Origin of the sequence: Rhodococcus sp. ENV425 (genome assembly GCF_002887785.1) — a bacterium.
Taxonomy (GTDB): Bacteria; Actinomycetota; Actinomycetes; order Mycobacteriales; family Mycobacteriaceae; genus Rhodococcus; species Rhodococcus aetherivorans.
In genome coordinates this window covers 43,999-69,648 of record NZ_PCZU01000253.1, presented here as the reverse complement: position 1 = coordinate 69,648, position 25,650 = coordinate 43,999, and the positions used below count along the sequence as shown (strand labels likewise).

The 25,650-nt window shown below is 69.3% G+C and carries 22 protein-coding genes and 1 pseudogene; 10 read left to right on the top strand and 13 right to left on the bottom strand.

Annotation, left to right across the window (positions count from 1 at the left end):
* From CQZ88_RS22450 to dnaA, 9 genes are all read right to left on the bottom strand, one after another.
* A partial coding sequence (locus tag CQZ88_RS22450; protein ID WP_180987063.1) for an ATP-binding protein occupies positions 1-2,250 on the bottom strand: 2,250 nt, incomplete at its 3' end.
* Between the two features lie 338 nt (positions 2,251-2,588).
* Positions 2,589-4,622 carry a DNA topoisomerase (ATP-hydrolyzing) subunit B gene (gene gyrB, locus CQZ88_RS22445; protein ID WP_006934474.1) on the bottom strand — a complete coding sequence of 678 codons (2,034 nt, stop codon included), beginning with the start codon at positions 4,620-4,622 and terminating at the stop codon, positions 2,589-2,591.
* A 166-nt stretch (positions 4,623-4,788) separates the two neighbouring features.
* Positions 4,789-5,691, bottom strand: coding sequence for an alpha/beta fold hydrolase (locus CQZ88_RS22440; protein ID WP_006934470.1), 903 nt, complete (start codon positions 5,689-5,691; stop codon positions 4,789-4,791).
* An 8-nt stretch (positions 5,692-5,699) separates the two neighbouring features.
* Positions 5,700-6,788: a PDR/VanB family oxidoreductase gene (locus CQZ88_RS22435; protein ID WP_044475807.1), complete on the bottom strand. Its 1,089-nt coding sequence runs from the start codon at positions 6,786-6,788 to the stop codon at positions 5,700-5,702.
* On the bottom strand, positions 6,785-7,675 hold the full coding sequence (locus CQZ88_RS22430; protein ID WP_006934466.1) for a metal-dependent hydrolase: 891 nt from the start codon (positions 7,673-7,675) through the stop codon (positions 6,785-6,787). Before CQZ88_RS22430 ends, CQZ88_RS22435 begins: the two co-directional genes overlap by 4 nt.
* A gap of 89 nt (positions 7,676-7,764) precedes the next feature.
* Positions 7,765-8,313 (bottom strand): DUF721 family protein, encoded by a 549-nt coding sequence (locus tag CQZ88_RS22425; RefSeq protein ID WP_043799108.1) that lies wholly within the window; start codon positions 8,311-8,313, stop codon positions 7,765-7,767.
* The gene (recF, locus tag CQZ88_RS22420) at positions 8,310-9,563 is read right to left on the bottom strand and encodes a DNA replication/repair protein RecF (RefSeq protein WP_029546804.1); all 1,254 of its coding nucleotides are present in this window, start codon (positions 9,561-9,563) and stop codon (positions 8,310-8,312) included. Before recF ends, CQZ88_RS22425 begins: the two co-directional genes overlap by 4 nt.
* A gap of 27 nt (positions 9,564-9,590) precedes the next feature.
* Positions 9,591-10,775 carry a DNA polymerase III subunit beta gene (gene dnaN / locus CQZ88_RS22415; RefSeq protein WP_029546803.1) on the bottom strand — a complete coding sequence of 395 codons (1,185 nt, stop codon included), beginning with the start codon at positions 10,773-10,775 and terminating at the stop codon, positions 9,591-9,593.
* 535 nt (positions 10,776-11,310) lie between these two features.
* Positions 11,311-12,942 (bottom strand): chromosomal replication initiator protein DnaA, encoded by a 1,632-nt coding sequence (gene dnaA, locus CQZ88_RS22410; protein WP_044475805.1) that lies wholly within the window; start codon positions 12,940-12,942, stop codon positions 11,311-11,313.
* 608 nt (positions 12,943-13,550) lie between these two features.
* On the opposite strand from dnaA, the gene rpmH reads away from it, so the two are divergent.
* The 9 genes from rpmH to CQZ88_RS22365 all read left to right on the top strand — a co-directional run bounded on the left by rpmH (position 13,551) and on the right by CQZ88_RS22365 (position 20,583).
* Positions 13,551-13,694, top strand: a complete 144-nt coding sequence (rpmH, locus tag CQZ88_RS22405) for a 50S ribosomal protein L34 (RefSeq protein ID WP_006934459.1) — start codon at positions 13,551-13,553, stop codon at positions 13,692-13,694.
* Positions 13,695-13,716: 22 nt separating this feature from the next.
* Positions 13,717-14,094, top strand: coding sequence for a ribonuclease P protein component (rnpA, locus tag CQZ88_RS22400; protein ID WP_006934454.1), 378 nt, complete (start codon positions 13,717-13,719; stop codon positions 14,092-14,094).
* Between the two features lie 11 nt (positions 14,095-14,105).
* Complete coding sequence (yidD, locus tag CQZ88_RS22395) at positions 14,106-14,387, top strand: membrane protein insertion efficiency factor YidD (RefSeq protein ID WP_006934452.1); 282 nt, start codon at positions 14,106-14,108, stop codon at positions 14,385-14,387.
* Positions 14,388-14,457: 70 nt separating this feature from the next.
* Positions 14,458-15,576 (top strand): membrane protein insertase YidC, encoded by a 1,119-nt coding sequence (gene yidC, locus CQZ88_RS22390; RefSeq protein ID WP_006934450.1) that lies wholly within the window; start codon positions 14,458-14,460, stop codon positions 15,574-15,576.
* 21 nt (positions 15,577-15,597) lie between these two features.
* A complete protein-coding gene (locus CQZ88_RS22385) occupies positions 15,598-16,143 on the top strand; it encodes a R3H domain-containing nucleic acid-binding protein (protein ID WP_029546800.1) in 546 nt (181 codons plus the stop codon).
* Positions 16,144-16,258: 115 nt separating this feature from the next.
* Positions 16,259-16,939, top strand: a complete 681-nt coding sequence (rsmG, locus tag CQZ88_RS22380) for a 16S rRNA (guanine(527)-N(7))-methyltransferase RsmG (protein ID WP_065923253.1) — start codon at positions 16,259-16,261, stop codon at positions 16,937-16,939.
* A gap of 837 nt (positions 16,940-17,776) precedes the next feature.
* On the top strand, positions 17,777-18,781 hold the full coding sequence (locus CQZ88_RS22375) for a ParA family protein (protein ID WP_065923254.1): 1,005 nt from the start codon (positions 17,777-17,779) through the stop codon (positions 18,779-18,781).
* Positions 18,778-19,836 (top strand): ParB/RepB/Spo0J family partition protein, encoded by a 1,059-nt coding sequence (locus CQZ88_RS22370; RefSeq protein WP_029546797.1) that lies wholly within the window; start codon positions 18,778-18,780, stop codon positions 19,834-19,836. The genes CQZ88_RS22375 and CQZ88_RS22370 overlap by 4 nt, the downstream gene beginning before the upstream one ends.
* A 57-nt stretch (positions 19,837-19,893) precedes the next feature.
* Entirely contained in the window at positions 19,894-20,583 is a 690-nt protein-coding gene (locus tag CQZ88_RS22365) for a hypothetical protein (protein WP_006934444.1), read from the top strand.
* Between the two features lie 9 nt (positions 20,584-20,592).
* Here the strand turns inward: CQZ88_RS22365 and CQZ88_RS22360 are convergent, their stop codons facing one another.
* From CQZ88_RS22360 to trxB, 3 genes are all read right to left on the bottom strand, one after another.
* On the bottom strand, positions 20,593-21,777 hold the full coding sequence (locus CQZ88_RS22360) for an N-acetylmuramoyl-L-alanine amidase (protein ID WP_006934443.1): 1,185 nt from the start codon (positions 21,775-21,777) through the stop codon (positions 20,593-20,595).
* Positions 21,778-21,904: 127 nt separating this feature from the next.
* A complete protein-coding gene (trxA, locus tag CQZ88_RS22355) occupies positions 21,905-22,234 on the bottom strand; it encodes a thioredoxin (protein WP_006934442.1) in 330 nt (109 codons plus the stop codon).
* Between the two features lie 31 nt (positions 22,235-22,265).
* Entirely contained in the window at positions 22,266-23,234 is a 969-nt protein-coding gene (gene trxB / locus CQZ88_RS22350; RefSeq protein WP_006934439.1) for a thioredoxin-disulfide reductase, read from the bottom strand.
* A 251-nt stretch (positions 23,235-23,485) separates the two neighbouring features.
* Here trxB and CQZ88_RS22345 point away from each other — a divergent pair, with 251 nt between their 5' ends.
* A complete protein-coding gene (locus tag CQZ88_RS22345; RefSeq protein ID WP_029546795.1) occupies positions 23,486-24,181 on the top strand; it encodes a hypothetical protein in 696 nt (231 codons plus the stop codon).
* Here CQZ88_RS22345 and CQZ88_RS22340 read toward each other — a convergent pair.
* Positions 24,126-25,650: pseudogene (locus CQZ88_RS22340) on the bottom strand (hypothetical protein); the annotation flags it as partial. The gene CQZ88_RS22345 and the pseudogene CQZ88_RS22340 sit on opposite strands and share 56 nt — an antisense overlap.

Genomic DNA, 25,650 nt, shown 5'->3' with positions numbered 1-25,650 from the left:
CGCGGCGGGAGCAGGAGCAGACGAGACCGTCTCCGAGCGGCGCGGCGGCAGGACCGGCGTCGGACCGGGTTGCCGTCGGGGCAGTTCCGACAGCGGCGTGGGCTGGCGCGGCGCAGGACCCGGGATGACACCCGGCTGACGCTGCGGCAGACCGGGAGTCGAGCCGGGGCGGCGCTGCGGCAGACCCGGAGTGGTCCCCGGCTGACGCTGCGGCAGACCCGCGGACGGCTCCGGAGGAACGGGTGCCGGCTGGCGCTGCGGCAGCGGCGATTCCGGCGCGGGAGTGCGTTCCGGCAGGGCCGGGGCCGCGACGTCGCGCGGCGGCCGCGGAGCCAGGGCCTCGGCCGGACGGCCGTCCTCGCCCATGCGCGGCTGCGGCCCGGTCTGCGACAGGGCGAGCGGCGAGACGAGGAGCACGTCGGGAATGTGGACGCTGGCGGTGATGCCCGGGTTGCGTGCGGTGTCGAACGTCGGGCGCAGCCGCACGGTGAGGCCGTGCCGCGCCGCGAGGCGAGAGACCACGAACAGACCCATGTGGCGGGCGGTGTCGGGACCGACCTCGCCGCCGAGAGCAAGCCGCTCGTTGATCGCGTCGAGTTCCTCGGCCGGGATCCCGATACCGCGGTCGGCGATCTCGACGAGCAGGCCACCGTCGACGGCCCGGGCGAAGCTGAACGTCACGGTGCTGTCCGGCGGGGACGCCCGCAGCGAGTTGTCGACGAGCTCGGCGAGCAGGTGGACGATGTCCGTGGCGACCGTGCCGCTGAGTGCGCCTTCCGGCGTCGAGCCGATCTGGACGCGCTGGTAGTCCTCCACCTCGGACATCGCGGCACGCAGGATGTCACCGAGCTGTACGGGCGCGGAGTGGCCGCGCCGCATCCGGGTGCCCGAGAGGATCAGCAGGTTGTCGCCGTTACGGCGCATGCGCGCCGCGAGGTGGTCGAGGCGGAACAGGCTCTCGAGCCGGGCCGGATCCTTCTCCTCGTACTCGAGTCGTTCGATGAGGCCGAGCTGCTGCTCGACGAGCGACTTGCTGCGCCGGGCGAGGGTCTCGAACATGTCGTTGATCTGCAGGCGGAGGTGGGCCTGCTCGCCGGCGAGGCGCAGGGCCTGCCCGTGCATGTCGTCGACGGCGCGGGCGAGCTGGCCGACCTCCTCGGTCGTGTGCACCGGGACCCGCGTGAACTCGATGTCCTCGACGTTGTCACCCACCTTGATGCGGTCGATGGCGTCGGGGAGTTCCTGCCGGGCGACCTTGAGAGCGCCGTAGCGCAGGCGGCGGATCGGGCCGACGAGCGACCGCGACACGAGAAGCGCCAGGACGAGCGCGGCGAGCAGGGCACCGAGCACGATCGCGGTGTCGCGGAGGGCGGCGGAGCGGGTGTCGGAGGCGCGGGCGAGAACGGTCTCGCTGATCGCGTCGGACGCCTCGTCGATGAGGGTGCCGTAGACCTCGACGCTCTGCAGCAGCGACGAGCGCAGGTTCAGGATGGGCAGCGGCCCGTCGCCGGCGGCGTCGATCATCGCGGTGCGCTCGGCGACGCCGTTGCGCAGCTCCTGGATCTGGGCGTCGGACGCCGGATACGACCGGGCGAGCGTCTCGAGCATGGCGAGCTCGGAGCCGGACGCGGACACCAGGGTGGTGCCCGGCTGGTCCGGGTCCCGCAGGATCGCCACGATGCCCATCACCTGATCGAACAGGTAGCGCTGCGACGCCCAGGCGTCGACGAGCCGGGTGCCCTCGGCGAGCACGGACGGATCCTCGATCGGCTCGACGATCGCCTCGACGATGCGGATCAGGTCCTTGCGGATGGCATTGGTCTGCTCGTTGAGCTCGGGGAGCGGGATGTTGCCGGCCGCGATACGGTCTCGCAGCGCCTCGGCGGCGGCCACGGTGCGGGTGAGGTCCGCGGCGATGACCGGATCCAGCTCCGGATTCTGGGACACCGCCCGGACGCGTTCCAGTGTCGCGTCGAGGTTCTCGATCTCGTTCGTGATGCCGGTGCCGGCGGCCAGCGTCGCGGAGGCGGTACCGAAGGCGGTACCGAAGTCGACGAGGTCGGGCACGACGGCCACCTGGTCGGCAGCGGACGAGAAGTGGACGGCGTTGGAGAGCTCCTGCTGCACGCGCAGGCCGCCCAGCACCATTGCCACGGTCACGGGAACGGCGAGAACGGCGGTCACCTTCCAGCGAAGGCCCCACCCTTCGATGTTCCACCACCGCTGCCGAGGTGGCGATTCGTCACTCATCTTCACAGCTCACTTTCCACCCGGTTTCCGCCGCCGACCCACACCCGCGCCACACCGCTCGGTGTCGAGGAGGTGCGGCTGCGGGTGGAGTGGTCGGAAGAGACGTTCCTGAGTGCACGCACCATATCCGTCCGAGTGCGGATAACGAAAGGAGCACGACCACTCCCGGAACCGGCGGGAGTCGCGCCCCGAGCCGGTCACCGAGCCGAAAACTCTACCGACCAGTAACATTCGCGGCCCGGGAACGCGCACCCGACGCGCCGAAGGGCGGCGAAAGCGGTGGTGTGAACCTCGTCACACACCCCTTCCGCCGCCCTCTCCGGGGCCGTGGAACCCGGTCAGACGTCCAGGAAGCGAACGTCCTTGGCGTTACGGGTGATGAAACTGCGACGTGCCTCGACGTCCTCGCCCATCAGGATGCTGAACAGCTCGTCGGCTGCGGCCGCGTCGTCGAGCGTCACCTGACGCAGCACGCGCACGCTGGGATCCATGGTGGTCTCCCACAGTTCCTTGGCGTTCATCTCGCCGAGACCCTTGTAACGCTGGATGCCGTCGTCCTTGTTGATCTTCTTGCCGGCGGCGAGACCGCGCTCGAGCAGGCCGTCACGCTCCCGGTCGGAGTACGCGAACTCGGGCTCGGAACGCTGCCACTTGAGCTTGTACAACGGCGGCTGCGCCAGGTACACGTGGCCGTGCTCGACCAGCGGACGCATGAAGCGGAACAGCAGCGTCAGCAGCAGCGTGGCGATGTGCTGGCCGTCGACGTCGGCGTCGGCCATCAGCACGATCTTGTGGTAGCGCAGCTTCGCGATGTCGAACTCGTCGTGGATACCGGTGCCGAAGGCGGTGATGATCGCCTGGACCTCGTTGTTCTTCAGCACGCGATCGATGCGCGCCTTCTCGACGTTGATGATCTTGCCGCGCAGCGGCAGGATCGCCTGGTACATCGAGTCGCGTCCCGACTTCGCGGAGCCACCGGCGGAGTCGCCCTCGACGATGTAGATCTCGGACTTGCTCGGGTCGTTCGACCGGCAGTCCGCCAGCTTGCCGGGCAGCCCGCCGAGATCGGTGGCGGACTTGCGCCGGACCAGCTCGCGCGCCTTGCGGGCGGCGACGCGGGCCTGCGCGGACGAGACCGCCTTCGTCACGATGGTCTTCGCGTCGGCCGGGTTCGCCTCGAGCCAGTGCGACAGGTGCTCGTTGCAGGCCTTCTGCACGAACGACTTGACCTCGGTGTTGCCGAGCTTGGTCTTGGTCTGGCCCTCGAACTGCGGTTCGCCGACCTTGACCGAGATGATCGCGGCCAGTCCCTCGCGGATGTCGTCGCCGGTGAGGTTCGGGTCCTTGTCCTTGAGGAGCTTCTTGTCCTTCGCGTACTTGTTGACCACCGAGGTCAGGGCCGCGCGGAAGCCCTCCTCGTGGGTGCCGCCCTCGTGGGTGTTGATCGTGTTGGCAAAGGTGTGGACCGACTCGGAGTAGCCCGAGTTCCACTGCATCGCGACCTCGAGCTCGTGGCCGGTGCCCTTCGCGGTGAAGCCGACGACCGAGTTGTGGATCGGCTGCTTGGTGCGGTTGATGTGCCGCACGTAGTCCTCGAGGCCACCCGGGTAGTGGTAGACGCGGGTCTTGACCTTGTGATGCTGTTCGGCCTCGGCCTGTTCCTGCTCCTCGGCCTTCTTCGGTGCCTCGGCGAGTTCGCTGACGACCTCGTCGGTGACCTCCTCGGGGGCGACCCGCTCGTCGGTCAGCGTGATCGTCAGGCCCTTGTTGAGGAACGCCATCTCCTGCAGGCGCCGCGCGACCGTCTCGAAGTTGTAGGTCGTGGTCTCGAAGATGTCCGGGTCCGACCAGAACCGGACGGTGGTGCCGGTGGCCCGCGTGGGCTCGCCCCTGATCAGTTCGCCGGGCTTCGACGACAGGTACGTCTGCTCCCAGTGGTAGCCGTCGTTGTCGATCTCCACCTCGAGCCGGGTGGACAGCGCGTTGACCACCGAGATGCCGACGCCGTGCAGACCGCCGGAGACGGCGTAGGCATCGGAATCGAACTTGCCGCCCGCGTGCAGCTGGGTCAGCACGACCTCGACGGTCGGGATGCCGGAGGCGTGCATCCCGACGGGGATGCCACGGCCGTCGTCGACGACCTGCACGCCGCCGTCCTCGAGGAGGGTCACCTCGACCTTGGTGGCATGGCCGGCCATCGCCTCGTCGACCGAATTGTCGACGACCTCCCAGATCAGGTGGTGCAGGCCGCGCTCACCGGTGGAACCGATGTACATGCCGGGGCGCTTGCGCACCGCCTCGAGACCCTCGAGGACGGTGATGGAGGAAGCACCGTACTCACTGTTGCTCTTGTTCGACTTCTGGGCAGCCACGGGTTGGTAGCTCTCCTTCTTCCGCCTGGGTCTCGCGCACACGCGCACGCATTCGGAATTCATCCTACTGCCCGGAAGCGTACTTGCCCCGCCCGACACAGGACGGGCCGCCGACGCCGCTCACCGGCCCGCAGGCGCGGCGTCGCGAGTACGGGAGGGTGAATCGCTAGGGCGACGAGGTTCGGACAGTGTGCCGCGCCTCGACGTCGCGCACGAAGCGCGCGGTCGCGGCCGCGAGCTCCCCGGCATGCGAGCGCGGCGACCAGTGCCCGGCGTCGAGCGGTTCCCGGCGCAGATCGGGGACCCACTTCTCGGTGTCCTCGTACCCGACCGGCCGCACCGCCCGGTCCCGCAGGCCCTGGATCAGCTGAACGGGGACGTCGGTGCGCCGCTCGCGCGGCGCGCGGAGCCGCCGGCGCAGGTTCGCCCGGTACAGCTTCAGGCCGTGCACCATGTCGTCGGCGAGCGTGGGCGCGACGGGTCCGATCAGGGCCGGGTCGGAGCGGTCGAAGAACCCGACGAATCCCGGCCAGTGCCGGGAGAACCACCACCGCAACGCGGGCACGGGCAGGCCGGGGGTCTGGAACAGCACCGTGTAGGACGACGCCACGGCCTGCTCGAGCGGGCCGAGCGGGCGCCGCTCCCCCAGCCGGCGACGCATCCACAGCGCGAGGTGGTCGAGGTTCGGCCCGGACACCGAGGTGTACGACGCGATCCGCTCCGCCGCCCCGGGTTCGCACACGGCCTCCCAGCCCAGCACCGACCCCCAGTCGTGCCCGAGCAGGTGCACGGGCGCGTCCGGGCTCACCGCGTCGATCACCGCGAACAGGTCCGCGGCGAGCAGTTCGAGCCGGTAGGCCGCGACGTCGCGCGGCACGGTCGACGCGCCGGCACCGCGGTTGTCGAACCGGACGATCCGGAAGTCACCGGCCAGCGCGGGCACCACGCGGTCCCACAGGGCATGCGTGTCGGGCCAGCCGTGGACCAGCACGAGGGTCGGCCCCTGCGGGTTGCCCTCCTCGACGAGGTGGAGGCGGACGGCTCCGTTCGTGACGGTACGAGTGGTCATGTTCTCCCTCAGAGGTCGAGTACGAGCCGGCCACCGTCGGCGCGCGAGACACAGACGAGCATCTCCTCGCGACGTTCCTCGGGGGTGAGCCGGTTCTCGCGGTGGTCGGGGGTGCCGGACAGGACCCGCACCCGGCAGGTTCCGCAGAACCCCTGCCGGCACGAGTAGCCGATGCCGGGCCGGCGCCGGCGGATCACTTCGAGCGCCGATTCGTCGGCCGGGACGGCGAGCACCTCTCCGGTGCTCGCCAGTTGGACCTCGAAGGCCCGGCCGTCGACGACGGGTGGGGCACCGAACCGCTCGAAGTGCAGGGCCGACGCCCCCGTGGCATCGATGCCGGCACGCACCGCGTCCAGCATCGGGGTGGGCCCACAACAGTAGACGGCCCCGCCGGCGGGGGCGCCCGCGAGCAGGTCGGCGCCCGTCGGCGTGCCGTGCTCGTCGTCCGGGCGTACGAAAACCCTTGACGGATCCCATGTTCCGATCTCGTCGAGGAACGGCATCGCGGCCCGGGTGCGTCCGGTGTAGACGAGCCGCCAGTCCATTCCGGCACGGTCCGCGGCGCGGGTCATCGCCAGGACGGGAGTGATGCCGATCCCGCCGGCGACGAACAGGGCCGCACCCTCGGCGACGAACGGGAACCCGTTGCGCGGACCGCGCACGGCCACCGGGTCGCCCGGTTCGAGGGCATGCATCTCGAGCGACCCGCCCCCGCCGCCGGAGATCCGGCGAACCGCGACGGTGTAGCGGGTGCGGTCCTCGTGATCGCCGCACAGCGAGTACTGCCGTCGCCGCCCGGAGGGCAGATGGAAGTCGAGGTGGGCACCCGGGTGCCACGCCGGCAGCTCGGCGCCGCCGGGGGCACGCAGCGTCAACCGCACCACGTCGCCGTCGACTGTCACCGGGTCCTTTTCGGTGACAACCAGATTCAGCTGCAGATCGGGGTCCCCGGCACCGGCGGCGCCGTCGTAGCCGAGAGCCGTGACGAGACGCAGGTAGCTCTCCACGACGGATCCGAGCAGGCCCATCGCACGGTCGGTCCGGTTCCGCCCGTGCAGGTCCGACGGGCGACGGTGCCGCGGCAGCACCCCGGTCATCGGGCTGCCGCCCGGGCCGCGGGGGAGGACGCCAGATAACGGACCGCCTGACCGGTCGAGCCCTCGTGGCTCGGGTGGTACGAGCGGTGGAAGTACCGCGACATGCGCCTGCCGAGGTCCACCGGGCCGGGTAGCGTGCCGCGGCGACTCGCCGCCAGCCAGTCCGAAAGATGGGGTGCACGCACATGTTTCGATGCACGCGCCAGGTCCGGGTCGTGGGCCATGAGGAATCGGGCACCGCGGATCCACAACCACACGAGGACCGGGGTGACGAGGAGCTGGGTGCGGATCCGCCGGGCCTCCCCGGGGTCGAAGTAGCGCATCACGTCGTAGGCGACGCTGCGATGCTCGACCTCCTCGGCGCCGTGCCAGCGCAGCAGGTCGAGCATGGTCGGATCGGTGCCCGCCGCGTCGAGGCCCTTCGCATTGAGGACCCAGTCCCCGAGGAACGCGGTGATGTGCTCGACGGCGGCGATGATGGCGAGCCGCTCGACGAGGTAGTTCTCCGCGCGCAGTCCGGTCAGCGGTCGCCGGCCGAGCAACCGGCCGAACAGCCACCGCATCTGGTCCGTGAACGGGGTGGGATCGAGACCCTTCGACTCGAGTTGCTCGAGTACCCCCTGGTGAGCGTGGGAGTGCACCGATTCCTGGCCGATGAATCCCACGACGTCTTCGCGCAGTTGTTCGTCTTCGATGAGCGGCAGCGCCTCCTTGAACGTCTCGACGAACCACTCCTCCCCCGCCGGCAGCAACAGATGCAGGACGTTGAGCACGTGGGTGCTGAACGGATCGCCCGGCACCCAGTGCAGGGGCAGCGTGCTCCAGTCGAACTCGACGTTGCGGGCCTGGAGCAAGACGCGGTCCGGTTCGATGAGTGGTGTGGACATGGACGTACCTCCCGATGCGGACGTGTGCGGCAGCGCACAACCGGCTGATTTCAACGTAACATCGGGTTACATATAAATCCAGGGTCGGATCAGCCGTACGTGTCCCGCGGTCCGCGGCCGCGGACGTGCCGCTCCCCCTTACGCCAGCTCGGCGCCGTCGGCCCGGTGATCCGCAGCTCCTTGACCACCCCGTGCCCGACCGCGGCGGCGATCTTCGCGAGGATCTGCGCCTGCATCATGCGCAGCTGGGTCGCCCACGCGGTCGACTCCGCCGACACGTGCAGCACCCCGTCGCGCAGCGTCGTCGGCGACGCGTGCGAGGCGATATCGTCGCCGACCACGCGCGCCCAACTGCCCAGCACCGTGCCCTCCGACACGCGCCCCGACCATCCCCGCTGCTTGGCCAGCGAGTTCGCCAGCGCGCCGAGCGGCTGCGGGTCCCGCTCGTCGGGGCCCGGGCCCGACCAGCCGCGGCGGCGGCGCCGTGGCCGCAGCGCCCCGCGTGACGCGCGCCCCTGCCCCACCGACTTCCCGCTCGCCTTCGCCGCCGCACGGGCCTCCTCCAGCGCGCGACGGGCCAGGTCGATCCCGCGCAACGGCGGCTCGGGGGGTTGTTCGCCCGGATTCTCGGTGCTCATCGCAGTGCTCCGTCCACGGTTCCGTCCAGATCCGGCTGCGAGGGATCGCCGCCGTCGAGCCGGGTCAGCACCGAGAGCCGTCCCCGGTCGGTGTCCTCGGCCCGCACCCCGAACCGGACCGCGGACAGCTCCGCCGGCACGTCCTCGGGGACCGCGGCGGTGATGAGTACCTGCTCGGCCGAGGCCGCGACGGCGGCGAGCGCGGTGCGACGACGCCGATCCAGCTCGGCGAACACATCGTCCAGCATGAGGACCGGGTCGGTGCCGTCGGCCCGCAGGAGCGAGAAGGCGCCCAGGCGCAGCGCCAGCGCGAACGACCAGGACTCCCCGTGGCTGGCGAATCCCTTGGCCGGCTGATCACCCAGGATCAGGTCGAGTTCGTCGCGGTGGGGGCCCACCAGGCACACGCCCCGCTCGATCTCCTTCGTCCGCGCCTGCGCCAGCCGGGTCAGGAACGCGGCCTCGAGCACCTCACGGTCGTCGGATCGCGGCGCGCGGGCCGGGTCGGCGAACTCCGGCGGCAGCGCCTCGCCCACCGTGCTGCGGTAACGGAGCAGCGCCGGTCGTGACTCGGGGGCGATCGATCGGTACGCCTCGGCGACGTGCGGGGCGAGCTCGTGCAGCAGCGCGACACGGGCCGCGAGCAGCTCGGACCCGTGTGCCGCGAGATGGCCGTCCCACACGTCGAGCGTCGCCAGGGCGCTCGCCCCGTCGCCGGACCGGCTGCCGCGGCGCAGCGCACCCCCGGCCGTCTTCAGCAGGGCCGAGCGCTGTCGCAGCACCTTGTCGTAGTCGGCGCGGACCCCGCTCATCCGCGGGATGCGGGTGGCGAGCAGCTCGTCGAGGAACCGGCGCCGGTCGCCCGGGTCGCCCCGCACCAGCGACAGGTCCTCCGGCGCGAACAACACCGTCCGCAGGATGCCGAGGATCTCGCGCGGCCGCCGGGTCGGGGACTGGTTGATCCGGCCCCGGTTGGGCCGGCCCTCGTTGAGTTCGACGTCGATACCCAGTTCCCGGCCGCCGTTGACGACGACCGCACCCACCTGGGCGCGCGACGTCCCGCTCCGGAACAGCGGGGCATCGCCGGACACCCGGTGCGAGGTCAGCGTCGACAGGTAGCCGAGCGCCTCGAGCAGGTTGGTCTTGCCGTGCCCGTTGCGACCGAGGAACACCGTCGGCCCCGGCGCCAGATTCAGCGAAACGGCTTCCCAGGAACGGAAGTCGCGCAACGAGAAGGTGCGAACGTACACGGGCTCCGACCGTTTCCTGCCCCCGGGTCAGCCCGGCAGGCGCACCGGCATCAGCAGATAGGTGTAGTCGCTGTCCGGGGCGGCGAACGTACCGGAGGCGTCGGGCTCGGGCGCTTCCTCGAGCGCCGGTCGCAGCACCGCGGGACGGCTCGGCGTCGTGAAGCCGAACGACACCTTCTCGCTGTGCAGCGAGCCGAGACCGTCGAGCAGGTACCCGGGGTTGAACGCGATGATCAGCGGCTCACCCTGGAACTCCGCGGCGAGGGACTCCTCCGCGCGCCCGGCGTCGTCGCCACCGGCCGACAACAGCAGACCGCCGTCGGTGAACTCGAGTCGCACCTGCGCCCCGCGCTCGGCGACGAGCGCGACGCGCTTGATCGCGTCCACGAGCGGCGCGATGTCGACGGTCGCCATCGCGGTGTGCTCGGTCGGCAGCAACTGGCGGAACTTGGGGAATTCGGCGTCGAGGAGGCGGGTGGTGGTGCGCCGGCCGTCCGCAACGATGCCGAGCAGGCCCTCGGCGCCGACCGACGAACCGGCACCCAGTGCGAGCTGGACGGGCGAATTAGAAGATCCGCCAACGGTTTTCGCCGACTCGGAGAGGGTCTTGGCCGGCACGAGGACCGCGGCGGTCGCGGTGTCGGCGGTGGGCATCCACTCGATCTTGCGGACCGCGAGGCGGAACCGGTCGGTGGCCGCGAGCACCATGTGGGTGCCGTCGATCTCCACACGGATACCGGTCAGCATCGGCAGGGTGTCGTCCTTGCCGGCCGCGACCGCGACCTGGCTGATCGCCTCGGCGAACACCTCCACGGGCAGCGAACCGGTCTGCTGCGGCAACTCGGGCAGCTGCGGGTAGTCCTCGACCGGCATGGTCGGCAGGGAGAACTTCGCACTACCGCAGTTGATGAGCACCCGCGTTCCGTCGAGCACCACGTCGACGGGCTTGTTGGGCAGCGCGCGGGTGATGTCGGCGAGCAGGCGGCCCGACACGAGTACCTGCCCGGGGGTGATGACCTCTGCGGAGACATGGACCTGCGCGGAGACCTCGTAGTCGAACCCGGAGACGGTCAGTCCCTGCTCGTCGGCGCCGAGGAGGACGCCGCCGAGCACCGGCACCGGCGGCCGCGACGGAAGACTGCGCGCAACCCACGCGACGGAGTCGGCGAAGTCCTCGCGAGCGACACGAAACTTCATGCTTCCAAGCTCCATCGCCCGGCGGATCCTTTCGCTCTGATGGCTGTCGATCGATTCAACGAAGTCTGGCACAGGACCCCGACACCGAGGTCGGCGGCGGGGACGTCGCTCCACGGTATGCGCTCGTGGAGCACTTGGAAAGCCGGAGGCTCGAGGGGGGCGCGGCACTCGAGACCCTGTGCACTCGAGTCCTCCACAAGCCTGTTTTGAAAGAGGAATCTTCGAGAGAAAACACAGAAGTAGTAATAGGGGTTGTGGAATCTGTGGACGAACGACCGTCTACGCTGGTGAGGCGGGCTTCTCGAGCCCCGCACTCTCGAGGATGAACTCGAGGAATTCTCGAGGACGGATGTGGACATCTCGAGAGTGTTCAACATCGGTACACCGTCCGTCCACAAAGATCCCACGTTGTACACACGGTTGTCCACAGGTGTGAGTCACTGCCCATCCGTCTCGAGAATCACACCCACCGCCCACCGCCGGCCCGTCCCCGGATACGACGAAGGGCCCGGACGCGATCGTCCGGGCCCCTGCCGCAGGGTGGTACGGCTCAGCGCTTGGAGCGCTGCTTGATACGCGCGGTCAGCTCCTGCACCTGGTCGTAGACCTTCCGCCGCTCTGTCATCTCCTTGCGAATCTTCTTGTCCGCGTACATGACCGTCGTGTGGTCCCGGCCGAAGGTCTGCCCGATCTTGGGCAGCGAGAGGTCGGTGAGCTCGCGGCACAGATACATCGCGATCTGTCGCGCCTGGGCCAGCGGCCGCGCCTTGCCGGGCCCGCACAGGTCGTCGATCGAGGTGCCGAAGTACTCGGCGGTCACCGCCATGATGGTGGCCGAGTTGATCTCGAGAGCCGTCGAGTCGGGGATGAGATCCCGCAGCACCACCTCCGCCAGCGTCAGGTCCAGCGGTTGCCGGTTGAGGGACGCGAAGGCCGTCACCCGGATCAGCGCACCCTCGAGTTCGCGGATGTTGCGTTCGATCCTGCTGGCGATCAACTCGAGGACGTCGTGCGGCACGTCCAGCCGGTCCATCCGCGCCTTCTTGCTGAGGATCGCGATGCGGGTCTCGAGTTCGGGCGGCTGGACGTCGGTGATCAGACCCCACTCGAACCGGGTCCGCAGGCGCTCCTCGAGCGTCGCGAGCTGCTTCGGGGGACGGTCGGACGACACCACGATCTGCTTGTTCGCGTTGTGCAGGGTGTTGAAGGTGTGGAAGAACTCCTCCTGGATACCTTCCTTGCCCTCGATGAACTGGATGTCGTCGACGAGGAGGATGTCCGTCTCGCGGTACCTGCGCTTGAACGCCACCTTGCGGTCGTCGCGGAGGCTGTTGATGAAGTCGTTCGTGAACTCCTCGGTGGAGACGTACTTGACCCGCATGCCCGGGAACAGGCGCTGCGCATAGTGCCCGGCGGCATGCAGCAGGTGCGTCTTGCCCAGGCCGGAGGCACCCCAGATGAACAGCGGGTTGTACGCGCGGGCGGGCGCCTCGGCGATCGCCACCGCGGCCGCGTGGGCGAACCGGTTCGACGCTCCGATGACGAACGTGTCGAACGTGTACTTCGCGTTGAGGCTGCTGCTGCCGGTCGGTGCCGCGGCGGCGGGCGGCGGCGGCTGGGTGAAGTAGGACGGCCACGACTCCCGGACCGCGGTCATGGCCTCCCGGTCGTCGTCGACCTCCTCGAGTTCGCCCGTGTCGACCTCGAGCATGCCGTGGTCGAGGGAGGAGGGGCGGCGCCGCCGGAACGGATGCACCATGTCGCGGGGGTCGGTCTCGCGCGGTCCGGTGGGAATCGGCCGCGTATCGAACGCGTGGGGCTCGGGCGCGCGGGGGTCCGGCGGCAGGCCCTCGAGGGGCAGCGTGTCCCGGGGCACGGCGTAGGGGTCCTCGGCGGGATCGTCGACGGCCGCCGAGGGTTCGATGCGCACGCCGAGTCCCTCGACGCGATGGCCGAGGGTGCGGTGGAGCGCGCGGAGGATCGGCTCGCGCAGATCCCGCTCGATGGCCTCCTGCGCGAACGAGGACGGAACCGACAGGAGGGCGAAACCCTGCGCCAGGGTGATCGGCCTGACCAGGGCGAGCCACGCCTTCTGGCCCTTGCTGAGGCCCTCGCCGTCGGCGGTCAGCTCCGCGACGACGTCCGGCCACACGTCGGCCAGCGCGTTCGGCTCGTCGTTCACGTCGCGTCCTCCCCAGTTCTCTCGATCCGAATTCCACACGATTATCCACAGATGTGGACAACCACAGGGTGGCGGCCTGTGGGATGTGGATTGGGAGTTGTAGAGAGCGGGGCACACCGAGGACGAGACGCGAGGTCCGGCTCGGACACGAAGTGCCCAGTGTGACATGTCTCGAGAAGCCCGGCGCGCGCGGCCCGGGCTAGCGACTGCGCGTGCCGGCCCGCGCGCAGACCGGCGGCCGGGCGCAGCGCCGGTGCCCGCGCGGCGGAAGCGAGTGGCCCCGCTCACCGCGGTGGTGGGCGACGAGGAACAACCCCGGCGAAACCATGAACGGGAGCGTACCGGAATGTGAACGGAGTCACACGACTTCGTGGTGCGAACGTGACGCACGGGAAAATGGGTGTGCGGCGTGTCGTCTTGCGTGTGCCGAGCCGGCGCGGTTTGATTTCGTGCTTGCCGCCGAGTAGCCTCGAACAGTCACTCATACAGCAGTGACGGATCCGTGCTGCCACGCAGTATTTTTCGCGTACGGCACGTGTCATGCGATTTCCGTACACGTTGGACCGAGGACGCCGACCGGCGTCATAGAACTTCGAGGAGTGTTGACCGTGGCCAAGGGCAAGCGGACGTTCCAGCCGAACAACCGACGCCGCGCGCGCGTTCACGGCTTCCGTCTCCGGATGCGGACCCGTGCGGGTCGTGCGATCGTGTCGGCGCGTCGCCGCAAGGGCCGCACCTCGCTCACCGCCTGATCCCCGATTCCGGGAGCTCGGGGTGCTACCTGAGCCGTATCGCCTGCGGCGCCGCGCGGACTTCTCCGAGACCGTTCGTCGTGGCCGCCGGCAGGGGCGGCGAGATCTGGTCGTTCACGCGATCGAGCGGGAGCAGGCCGAGCTGGTGGTGAGTTTCGGCGGTCCGCGGTTCGGATTCGTCGTGAGCAAGGCTGTCGGGCCGGCGGTGATTCGACATCGAGTCGCACGCCGGCTTCGTCATATCTGTGCGACTCTCGTCGACGAGGTTCCCGCCGGCGCAGACGTCGTCGTCCGGGCGCTTCCGGGTGCCGCCTCGGCCTCCTCGCAGGAACTCGACCGGCAGGTTCGCTCCGGCCTCGCCCGACTGGGTCTGGTCGCGACGGCGCGGCGGCCGGGATGAACACGGACGGGATGAACGCTGACGGCGTGCTGCGGTCGGTGCGCTCCGCACCGGCCCGGATGTTGATCTTCTGCATCGAGCTCTATCGCACGTACGTGTCTCCAACACGCATGCCGACCTGCCGTTTCACCCCCACCTGCAGCGAATACGCCGTCGAGGCGTTGCGAACCCGGGGGTTCGTGGTCGGCTCCGTGCTGACGGTCGTCCGCCTGCTCAAATGCGCGCCCTGGCACCCTGGGGGTTGGGATCCGGTGCCCGAGCGGCGGCATCGATCGGTCGACCGGGGTCCCTGACCGGCACTGAAGACTTCGGACCGACGCCGCTGGGTGGCGACCTTGGACGACCTGAGGAGTACATAGAGCCGTGCTCGACTTCATCTACTATCCCGTGTCCTGGATCCTCTGGGTCTGGCACAACGCCTTCACGGCCCTGCCCGGACTGGAACCCGACGACGGCGCGACGTGGGCGCTGTCCGTGGTGTTCCTCGTCTTCACGCTGCGCGCGATCCTGTACAAGCCGTTCGTCAAGCAGGTCCGGACGACGCGGCAGATGCAGGAACTGCAACCGCAGATCAAGGCGCTGCAGAAGAAGTACTCCAACGACCGGCAGCGGCAGGCCGTCGAACTCCAGAAGCTGCAGAAGGAACACGGCTTCAACCCGCTGATGGGTTGCCTCCCGGTCCTGTTGCAGGCGCCGGTGTTCATCGGTCTGTTCCACGTGCTGCGCTCGTTCAACCGCACCGGTGAAGGATTCGGTCAGCTCGGCCTGTCACCGGAGGAGAACGCCCAGCTCGGAAACTATGCGTTCAGCCCGGAGGACGTGCAGTCCTTCCTCAGTGCGCGCCTGTTCGGCGCGCCGATCTCGGCGTGGATCACCCAGCCCGAGGCGTCGCTGGTGGCGTTCGAGCCGTTCGGCGGCATCCCCTCCCGCCTCGACATCGCGCTCGTGGCGATTCCGCTGATGATCGTCGCGGGCATCGCGACCCACTTCAACTCCCGCGCCTCCGTCGCGCGGCAGAGCGCGCAGGCCGCGGCGAATCCGCAGGCCGCGATCATGAACAAGCTGGCGCTGTGGGTGTTCCCGCTCGGCGTCATCGTCGGCGGCCCGTTCCTGCCGATCGCCATCCTCCTGTACTGGGTGAGCAACAACATCTGGACCTACGCCCAGCAGCACATCGTCTTCCGCAAGATCGACCAGGAGGAAGAGGCCAAGAAGCAGGCCGCGATCGCACGCCGCAGCGACAACGCCCCCAAGCCGGGTGCCCGTCCCGATCGGGCCGCGAAGAAGAAGGCTCCGTCCACCACCGGGGAGGACGCTGTCGCCGGTGCCGCGGACGCTTCGGAGATCTCGCTGGAGAAGCCGGCGGCGGACGACACCTCCGGCGGTGCCGGGCCGTCCGCCCCGCCGGCCGGAGGCCCGAAGAACGTCGCCGGATCGAAACGCCCCAGCGGCTCGAAGAACTCCAAGCGCAAGCGGCGCTGACCGAAGAAGAGAGAGCGAATCATGGCCAGTGACCTGGACAAGGCACAGGAGGATGCCGACGTGACCACCGAGACGCCGGATCTCGATGCGGATTCCGACTCCGAGGACGATCTCCTGATCGAGGAGGGCGAAATCGCCGGCGACTACCTCGAGCAGCTGCTCGACGTCCTGGACTTCGACGGCGACATCGATCTCGACGTGGAGGGCGACCGTGCGGTCGTGAGCATCGACGGCGGCAAGGATCTGTCCAAGCTCGTCGGCCGCGACGGCGAGGTACTCGATGCCCTGCAGGAGCTCACCCGCCTCGCGGTGCAGCAGGTCACCGGCGAGCGCAGCAAGCTGATGCTCGACATCGCGGGGTGGCGGGCGGGCAAGCGCGCAGAGCTCAGCCAGCTCGGCACGGCCGCCGCGAAGCGGGTACTCGAGACCGGGGAGCGCGAGGAGCTGACCCCGATGACGCCCTTCGAGCGCAAGATCGTCCACGACGCCGTGGCCAAGATCGAGGGTGTGTCCAGCGAGAGCGAGGGCGCCGAGCCGCAGCGCCGGGTCGTCGTCGTCAAGAACTGACCGGACAGCAGTATCGATCGGACAGCAGTATCGATCGGACAGCAGTGCGTGGGAGGGATCTCGGCGGGTGCGTCGGGATCCCTCCTTTCTTCGAGGCCAGTGTCGTCGGGAGAGGATGTTTCACGTGGAACAGGACGAGGCGCGCATCCACGAGATCGCCGTTCGCGTCTTCGGTGAGCGACTCGCTCTTGCCGAGCAGTACCGGGATTCCCTCGCTACCGACGGTGTGGAGCGCGGTCTCATCGGTCCGCGCGAGGTCCCCCGCCTGTGGGACCGCCACCTGCTCAACTGCGCAGTGCTGGGTGAACTGATCGACGAAGGCGAACGTGTCGTCGATGTGGGCAGCGGTGCCGGGCTTCCGGGTATCCCGTTGGCGATCGCCCGCCCCGATCTGCATGTGACCCTCGTCGAACCCCTGCTGCGACGGTCGGTGTATCTGGCCGAGTTCGTCGAAACGCACGGCCTGACCAACGTGCTCGTCATCCGCGGCCGTGCGGAGCAGCCCGGCGTCGTGAAGGAAGCCGGCGGATCCGACGTCGTCACCTCGCGTGCGGTGGCGCCGCTGGCGAAGCTCGCCAAGTGGTCGCTGCCGCTCGTGCACGAGGGCGGACGGATGCTGGCGCTCAAGGGCTCCAGCGCGGCGGAGGAGATCGAACGCGATCGCGACGAACTCGTCCGTCTCGGTGCCGGCAACCTCGAGGTCCTCGAGTGCGGCGTGGGTCTGCTCGAGACCCCCACCCTCGTTGTGAAGGCGGAGCGGATGCCGCGGCCGGTGCGACGGCGCAAGAAGCGCTGATCAGGTTTCACGTGAAACCGCCCCCCTCCCCCACTCGAGCGGTCTCCCGCCTCGAGTGCGCCGACTCGAGATGTGCGCGACTCGAGACTCTCGAGCTGAACGATTCTCTCGAGCAGGCGCCACTGTTGTCGCTGCAACCCGTGCGAGCCGCCCCTCGCGTCCCGATGGCGTGACGCGGAAGGCCACATCCTGACGGCACCTGCATCACCCGCCGCTCACCGCGTGCGCCGCGTCCGGAAATCCCCTCCTCGACTGCGAACTCCGGTTCTGCGCCGCCGAGACCGCGTGGAAGTCCGCCGTCTGCCGTTCCTTTGATCCCAGTTTCGCCCGAAGTTGTTGCTTGCCTTGGCTTTTGGGATCACGAACGGAATTCGTCCGGGAGTGCGGATCTTTCGCGGCAACCGCCCATCCATCCACTCGATGGCATTTCGTCACTGTGACAGATAATTTCCCGCCCGCTCGGATGGCGCCCGGTCCGCCGCCGCCACCCGGTGGCGTTTCACGTGAAACGACACCGGCGGGGATCTCTGTTTCACGTGAAACGTCAGGTTTCACGTGAAACATCATCTTCGTCGGCGACGTCGTCGCACTCCTCCGGAAGGTGGATGGGATACTGGTCGAAACGAGGAAACGGAGTGGGCCGGCAGGGTCGCCAACCTGCGCCGGCGCAACCCGCTTTCCGAGTTCACGCATCAGCCACTACGCCTCGGCTCACTCCGCCCGGTCGCGGGACCGAAACGGTGGCCGGCCGGGGTGGCCGGTCGTGGACCACCGGCGTGGTTTCGCGAGGGGGATGTACCGTGCCAACCGGGTGTGTCGACAACAAAGGAGCGGTCAATGTCGGGTGGATCTGAATCCGCTGTTTCACGTGAAACCGAGGCGCAGAGGCCGACGGGAGCCGCGTCCGAGTCCGTCGAGGACGAGTTCTCTCCGATTCCGTACGAGGGGCTCTCGCCGTTGGACACACCGATCGGCGCCGCCGCGCACCGAGCCAGCCAGGTACTTCACCCGAGTTCCGTGAACGCACTCCCCAAGCCGGCGCACCGCCGCGTCATCACGATCGCGAACCAGAAGGGTGGCGTCGGCAAGACCACGTCCACGGTGAACCTGGCGTCGGCCCTCGCCGTTCAGGGGTTGACCGTCCTCGTCGTCGATCTCGACCCCCAGGGCAATGCCAGCACCGCCCTCGGGGTGCCGCACCACTCCGGCGTCCCGTCGAGCTACGAGGTGCTCCTCGGGGAGGTGAAGGCCGCCGAAGCCATCCAGCAGAGCCCGCACAGCGAGCGCCTGTTCTGTATCCCGGCCACCATCGACCTCGCCGGCGCCGAGATCGAACTCGTCTCGATGGTCGCGCGGGAGAACCGTCTCAAGAACGCTCTCTCCCCCGCCGCGCTCGGCGATGAGGACTTCGACTACGTCATCATCGACTGCCCGCCGTCGCTGGGTCTCCTCACCGTCAACGCGCTCGTGGCGGCGAAGGAGGTGCTCATCCCCATCCAGTGCGAGTACTACGCGCTGGAGGGGGTCGGCCAGCTGCTGCGCAACATCGAACTCGTCCAGTCGCACCTCAATCCCGAACTGCACGTCTCGACCGTGCTGCTCACCATGTACGACGCCCGCACCAAGCTCGCCGATCAGGTCGCGGAGGAGGTTCGCGCCCACTTCGGCAGCGCGGTGCTGCGGTCCGTCATCCCCCGCAGCGTGAAGGTCTCGGAAGCTCCCGGTTACGGGATGACTGTTCTCGACTACGATCCAGGTTCGCGCGGTGCGATGAGCTACCTCGACGCGGGACGCGAACTGGCGGCACGCGGATACCGGAACGAGAAGCAGGGGAACGAATGAGCGCGACACGCAAAGGCGGGTTGGGGCGGGGTCTGGCATCGCTGATTCCGACCGGCCCGGCGGCCGCCCCCGGCCTCGGTAACGCTGCGGCCGACGTGATCATCGGCGACAACCGCAAGAACGCCGCTCCGAAAACCACGTCGAACAAGGCCACCGCCACCGAACAGGCGACTCCCCCGGCCGCGAAGGCCGCGGGCAACGGCGCCCCGGCGCCGGCGGACACGCCCCTCCCCTCCCCCGCCGGAGCGGTCTACCTCGAGATCGAGGCGGACAAGATCGAGCCGAACCCGCGCCAGCCGCGGCAGGTCTTCGACGAGGAGGCGCTCGCCGAACTCGTCCACTCCATCCGTGAGTTCGGGCTCATGCAGCCCATCGTCGTGCGCAGGCTCGACGGAGAGCGGTACCAGCTCGTCATGGGCGAGCGCCGGTGGCGGGCCGGCCAGGAGGCCGGTCTCGCCACGATCCCGGCGATCGTCCGTGAGACCGACGACCAGTCCCTCCTGCGTGACGCGCTGCTGGAGAACATCCACCGGGTCCAGCTCAACCCGCTCGAGGAGGCGGCGGCGTATCAGCAGTTGCTCGAGGAGTTCGGCGTCACCCACGAGGAACTGGCGGCCCGCATCGGCCGATCCCGGCCGGTGGTCACCAACATGATCCGTCTGCTCAAGCTGCCGATCCCCGTCCAGCGGCGGGTGGCGGCGGGTGTGCTCTCCGCCGGGCACGCTCGCGCGCTGCTGTCGCTCGAGGCCGGACCCGACGCCCAGGAGGTGCTCGCCGCGCGCATCGTCGCCGAGGGCCTTTCCGTGCGGGCCACCGAGGAGGCGGTCATGCTGGCGAACCGCGGCGACGGGAAGGACCCCGCACCGCAGCAGCGCCGCAAGCCCATCCAGATGCCCGGCCTCCAGGACGTCGCGGAGCGCCTGTCCAATTCCTTCGACACCCGTGTCACAGTCAGCCTGGGCAAGCGCAAGGGCAAGATCGTTGTGGAGTTCGGCTCGGTCGACGACCTGGAGCGGATCGTGGCGATGATGGAATCTCAGGCCAACCCCTCTTGACGCCTCGGCACGTCAGGACGACAGTCGAGGATACGGACTTGGAGGCTGAGTAACCCAGTGTCGACTCGAGTCACAACACTCACCCTGGGCGGAATGGATCAGCTGTCGGCACACGCCCGGCGCTGTGTGTTCTGGGAGATGGACCCCGCGGCGGTACACGACGCGGGCGGGTTCTACGATCCGGAGTTCGAGAAGGAGGCATGGCTGTCGATGGTCATGCTCCAGTGGGGTTCCTGCGCCCAGGTCGCCACGCTCGACGACAAGCCCGCCGGTAGCGCGTTCTACGCCCCGCCGAACATGGTGCCGCGCGCTCAGCTGTTCCCGACGTCCCCGGTGAGCGCGGATGCCATCCTGCTGACCACCGTCCGGATCGAGCCGCTCGCGGAGGGCAGCGATCTCGGGGCGGCACTGATCCGCGCGGTGATCTCCGATCTGGTCCGCCGTAACGTGCGCGCGATCGAGGCGTTCGGGTATCGGACTGCCGGCGAGGACGAGAGCGACGTTCCCGGGGCAACGGCCGCACGGGACTGCTCCCCCGCCGAGTGCATGGTCGAGGCCGGCTTCCTCGAGGACATGGGTTTCGAGGTCGTCGCTCCCCACCACCGCTTCCCGAGGTTGCGGCTCGAACTCGACCGCGACCACGAATGGAAGGTGGGGGTCGAGGCGGCGCTGGATCGACTGCTCGAGGAGGCCGCGCTCACCGTCGCGGGCATGTCGGGGCGTACCCCGGTGGGGGCGGCCCGCTGAGCGAACCGCTCAGCGGGTCTCGGTGATCGACAGTTCCTCGGCGAGCAGTTCGGCGAAGGTGTAGGTGCCGGTGGGCTGGTCGTCCTGACCGAGCAGGTACAGCCGCTTGACCGAGATGAGGATGGCTTCGGCGATGATGTCGCGCGAACGCGGGTTGGCGAGGACCGCGGCGTCCTGCGTGTTAGTGAGGTAGCCGAGGTCGATCTGTACGGTCGGCATGTTCGTCAGGCGCAGCAGATCCCAGGTGCGACCGTGGCTACGGCAGTCCCGCAGCGGCGTGCGGGCCGTCACCTCGCGCTGGATGAAGCCGGTGAGCACCTGACCGATCATCGACTCGGAGCCGTGCGCGTTGCCGTAATGGAAGCTCGCGATGCCGCTCGCGGCCGGATTGGGGCTGCTGTCGCAGCGCAGGGAGATCATCAGGTCCGCGCCGAACGCGTTGGAGGTGCCGGCCCGCTCGATGTTCGACGGATTCGCGTGGTACGGCCGGGAGAGGAAGGTCTCCATTCCGGTCGCGGCCATGCGGCCCTCGAGGCGACGAGCGAGGTCCCACAGGATGTCGGCCTCGGAGATGTCGCCGTGCGGGCTGCGCACGATGATGCCGTGGTCGCGGCCACCGAGGCCGGGATCGATGACGATGCGCTTGCCGCTCAGGTGCGGACCGGACCGGCGGACGATCTCCTCCTCGCTGATGGCGTGCGGCGATCCGCCGGTGACCCGGGTGCCGAGCAGTTCCAGCGACCGGAGGGTCTCCGCGCCGCAGATGCCGTCGGGTGCGAGGCCGATCTCCCGCTGGAAGGAGCTCAGGGCCTCGTGGGTGCGCGGCCCGAAGTAGCCGTCGACCCGGTCCACGTAGAACCCGAGATCCTGCAGGCGCCGCTGCAACGTCGCGACGTCGTCGCCGTAGAGCGGTGCGGAGAGCTGATAGATGAGGGTGCGGGCGCCGAGCCGATACGAGGCTTCCTTCAGCGACCGGTATGTGGCGGGACCGACGATGCCGTCGACGAGCAGACCGCGCTGCTGCTGGAACGCACGCACCGCGCTGTCGAGCTCACGGTCGAACACCGCATCGGAGCCCACCCAGCTGTCGCCGGCGGAGACGTCGGACTCGCCGTGCAGAAATCCGAGGCCGGTGAGGGTGCTCCGGATTTCGGCGACGGCAGGGCCATGGTCGCCGTAGCGCAGTCGGTGCATGTCTCGGCCCTTTCCGTGCTGCTGACCTGCTGTGCCCGGTGTGACACCAGACCATCGTTCGATTGTCGCAGATGCGCCCGGATCACGAATAATCCGGGCGCATCCGTGTCGACGGGGAAACGGTGACTCAGAGCACGTCGGCGAGGTCGCGGAGGAGAGCCGCCTTGCCCTTCGCACCGACGATCGTCTTCACCGGCTTGCCACCGGAGAACAGGATCATCGTCGGGATCGACATGACCTTGTAGTCGCGCGCCGCGGCGGGGTTGGCGTCGATGTCGAGCTTGGCGATCTTGAGCTTCTCGGAGTGCTCCCCGGCGATCTCCTCGAGAACGGGAGCCACCATCTTGCACGGGCCGCACCAGGTCGCCCAGAAATCGACCAGTACCGGCTTGTCGGACTGCAGGACGTCCTCGACGAACGAGGCGTCGGAGATGGTGACGGTGTTCTTCTCGGCCACGATGGCTCCTACTCGATGGGTGTGGAAGGGGTCAGTATCCGGCGTTGACGGTGATCGGGTGGCGGTCTTCCTGCTCGGCGAGCCAGCGTTCGGCGTCGAGCGAGGCGGAGCAGCCGGTGCCGGCGGCGGTGATGGCCTGGCGGTAGAGGTGGTCGACGAGGTCGCCCGCGGCGAAGACGCCCGGCAGGTTGGTGGCGGTGGTCGGGGTCTGCACCTGGACGTAGCCGGCGTCGTCGAGGTCGATCTGGCCGCGGACGAGTTCGCTGCGCGGGTCGTGGCCGATCGCGACGAACATGCCGGTCACCGGGAGGGTGCTGCGCTCGCCGGTAACGGTGTCCTCGAGGACCAGGCCGGTCACGGCGGTGTCGCCGAGCACCTCGACGGGCTTGGCGTTGGTGACGATGCGGATCTTCTCGTTCGCGCGGGCGCGGTCGAGCATGATCTTCGAGGCGCGGAATTCCTCGCGGCGGTGGATGAGGGTGACGCTGCGGGCGAAGCGGGTCAGGAAGGTGGCTTCCTCCATGGCGGAGTCGCCGCCGCCGACGACGGCGATGTCCTGGTCACGGAAGAAGAAGCCGTCGCAGGTGGCGCAGGCGGACACGCCGCGGCCGAGGAGCTGCTCCTCGCCGGGGATGCCGAGGTAGCGCGCGGCGGCACCCATCGCCAGGATGACGGCGCGGGCGTGGTAGGTCTGTCCGTTGGCGACGACCTTCTTGACCGGGCCGGTCAGGTCGAGTTCGTCGACGTCCTCGGTGCGGATGTCGGCGCCGAAGCGCAGGGCCTGCTCGCGCATCTGGTCCATCAGGTCCGGTCCCGTGATGCCCTCGCGGAAGCCGGGGAAATTCTCGACTTCGGTGGTGGTCATCAGGGCGCCGCCGAACTGGGTTCCCTCGAACAGCAGCGGGGACAGCTCGGCGCGGGCGGCGTAGATCCCGGCGGTGTATCCGGCCGGGCCCGAACCGACGATGATCAGGTCGTGGATCGTGGATTCAGTGGTCATGCGAGCCTTCCGGTGTCTGCTGGTACTTCTGTCTGCTGGTACTTCGATACGGGACGGTCGAGCCTGGAGGCCCGTGACCGGGACGTCAGTGGTCCACAAGACGTCAGTGGTCCACAACATGGGTCAACAACAGGGTAAGGGGTGTTGTTCCTCGAGTGCCGTGCGTCACGCCACACCGAGGCGTACCCTGCCCACCCGGACGGCAAGCGGACGGCAAGGGAACCGCAAGGCCGAATCGTCACGCTGACGGTATGACCGTAACTCCCGCACTGCTGTACCGCCTCGGCGCGGTGTCCGTCGTCGCCGCGTTCCCGTTGAACCTCGCCGGCGGCCTCCTGCATCCCGTCGTCGACGGCGCCGCGCATTCGGTGCCGGCGCTGTCCGCTCCGATCAATCCCCTCCCCCACGTCCTCCTGCTGTCGGGAACGCTGCTGTTGATGCTCGGTGTGCCCGCGCTGTACGCCTGGGTCGCCGCCGGAACCGGAATGCTCGGTCTCGTCGCGTACGTCACATACTTCCTGTCCTCGGTGCTGGTGGCGTTCTCGCACCTGGTGATCGAAGCCTTCGTCTCCGTGCCGTTCTCGCGCGATCCGGCGACGGCAGGGGCGATCTCCGGGTCGGACACCCTCCTCGACTACGAGCCCTATGTGCTCCTGCAGACCGTCAGCGGACTCGTCTTCATGGGCAGCATGATCCTGTTCGGCATCGCGCTGATCCGTTCGCGTGCGGTACCGGTGTGGATCGGCGCCCTCATGGCGGCGGGCGGTGTCGTTCTCCTGCTGCCGATTCCGGCGATGCCGGGCGTGACCGGACTGGTCGTCGAAATTCCACGCGGTTGCGCGTTCGCGGCGATCGGGCTGTGCGTCCTGTCCGCGACACGACGGAACGGGCTCAACGCCACGCCGCCCACGCCGGGTCGTGCAGTTGTGCCGACACCGTCGCGGTGAGTGTCGCGGCCGCATCGCGGAATCGGTGTGCCGAGTCCGCATCGCCGAGCAGCGCCGCGGTCTCGGCGAGGGCAGCGTCCACGGGGCCGGCGTGGAACGAGCCGGAATCCAGGCCGGCGATGCGGCCGCTGAACGGCAGCAACTGCGCATGGCAGTCCCGGGCCGTCGCCGTGTCCGCGAGCCGGGCCGCGGCACGGGCGCGCAGGCATGTCATGGCCAGCCAGTAGTAGTCGCGCCGGAACGGCCGCTGGGCGCGCCACAACTGCCGCGCCCGTTCGTGTTCACCGCTGTCGAGCAGGGCGAGGACCAACGGGAACCGGACACTGTGCGGCCGTGCCGATTCGAGTGCGGACAACTCGGCGACGAGCGGAGCGAAGTCGTCGCGCGCCGTGGCCACACCGATGCGTCCGACGGTACCGATCCACCGGGCCGAGGCGGTACCCTCCGCCTCGAGTTGTGCTGCGACGGTGTCATATCCGCGCTGTGCGCCGTCCTCGTCGCCGGCGAGGAGGCGCACCAGGGCTCGGAACAGTTCGACCACGCCGAGCAACTGGGAGAGCTGCCGGCCGGCCGCGTACCGCACGGCGAGTTCGGCGTGGCGACGGGCCTCGTCGAGTTCGGTGTCTGCGGCGGCGGCGAGGAACCACTGGAAGTGTGCCTGCGCCTGATACGCGGCGTCCCCCGCGTCGCCGGCGACGGTGAGGAGTTCCGCGGCGATGTCACGCCGCTGCGCCACGAGGTCCGGGCCGTACGCGACGAATCCGAGGGCGTTGAGCGCACGGCAGCGCAGCCCGGCGTCGGCGGTTCCCCGCGCGAGGGCGTGCGCGCGGCGGGCCGCGGCGAGGGCGGCCACCGAGTCGGCGCCCTCGAGTTCGAAGACGGCGGTGACGAGCAGCAGGACCCGGTCGTGGTCGCCGAGGGCGGTGGTGGCGAGGAGTGACTGCATGGGGTCGAGGATGCGCCGGTCCGGTTCGTCGTCGACCCGGACGGTCCAGGTGACCGGCGCGGACCACGAAGTGAGCGCCGCAACGAGGGCCGGCGGGTCACCGATCCGCCGGGCGAGATCCACGGCGCGTTGGCGCACGACGCGTGCGGTGACCACGTCGCCGGTGTGGGCGAGCGCTCCGACGTATCCGGTGAGCAGTGGCAGCAGGCCGTCTTCCGGTACGACGGTGGACATCTCGTGTGCCGACACCGCAGCGCCCCACAGGGTGACCGCATCGGCTCGGGCGCCGAGAGCGTCGGCGCGACGGGCCGCCGCGGTGAGGTGCGCGACGGCGTGGTGGGCGGTGGACGGGGTGGCCGCGAGCGCCGCATGGTGTGCCGTCGCGGCCACCTCGGCCGGCCGCAGGGCGGACAACGCCGCGAGGGCCGCGCCGTGCAGACGGGTGCGCCGGAGGCGTGACTGCCCCGCGTACAGGGTTTCCCGGACGAGATTGTGGGTGAACCGGATCCGCTCGGGCGCGGGT

What these genes read in the sequence shown, in the direction of transcription:
- CQZ88_RS22440 (WP_006934470.1), bottom strand. Translation starts at nt 5,691, where the DNA reads ATGACCACTCGTACCGTCACGAACGGAGCCGTCCGCCTCCACCTCGTC.
- CQZ88_RS22435 (WP_044475807.1), bottom strand. Translation starts at nt 6,788, where the DNA reads ATGACCGGGGTGCTGCCGCGGCACCGTCGCCCGTCGGACCTGCACGGG.
- CQZ88_RS22430 (WP_006934466.1), bottom strand. Translation starts at nt 7,675, where the DNA reads ATGTCCACACCACTCATCGAACCGGACCGCGTCTTGCTCCAGGCCCGC.
- CQZ88_RS22425 (WP_043799108.1), bottom strand. Translation starts at nt 8,313, where the DNA reads ATGAGCACCGAGAATCCGGGCGAACAACCCCCCGAGCCGCCGTTGCGC.
- dnaN (WP_029546803.1), bottom strand. Translation starts at nt 10,775, where the DNA reads ATGGAGCTTGGAAGCATGAAGTTTCGTGTCGCTCGCGAGGACTTCGCC.
- yidD (WP_006934452.1), top strand. Translation starts at nt 14,106, where the DNA reads ATGAACGCTGACGGCGTGCTGCGGTCGGTGCGCTCCGCACCGGCCCGG.
- CQZ88_RS22385 (WP_029546800.1), top strand. Translation starts at nt 15,598, where the DNA reads ATGGCCAGTGACCTGGACAAGGCACAGGAGGATGCCGACGTGACCACC.
- rsmG (WP_065923253.1), top strand. Translation starts at nt 16,259, where the DNA reads ATGTTTCACGTGGAACAGGACGAGGCGCGCATCCACGAGATCGCCGTT.
- CQZ88_RS22375 (WP_065923254.1), top strand. Translation starts at nt 17,777, where the DNA reads ATGTCGGGTGGATCTGAATCCGCTGTTTCACGTGAAACCGAGGCGCAG.
- CQZ88_RS22370 (WP_029546797.1), top strand. Translation starts at nt 18,778, where the DNA reads ATGAGCGCGACACGCAAAGGCGGGTTGGGGCGGGGTCTGGCATCGCTG.
- CQZ88_RS22360 (WP_006934443.1), bottom strand. Translation starts at nt 21,777, where the DNA reads ATGCACCGACTGCGCTACGGCGACCATGGCCCTGCCGTCGCCGAAATC.
- trxB (WP_006934439.1), bottom strand. Translation starts at nt 23,234, where the DNA reads ATGACCACTGAATCCACGATCCACGACCTGATCATCGTCGGTTCGGGC.
- CQZ88_RS22345 (WP_029546795.1), top strand. Translation starts at nt 23,486, where the DNA reads ATGACCGTAACTCCCGCACTGCTGTACCGCCTCGGCGCGGTGTCCGTC.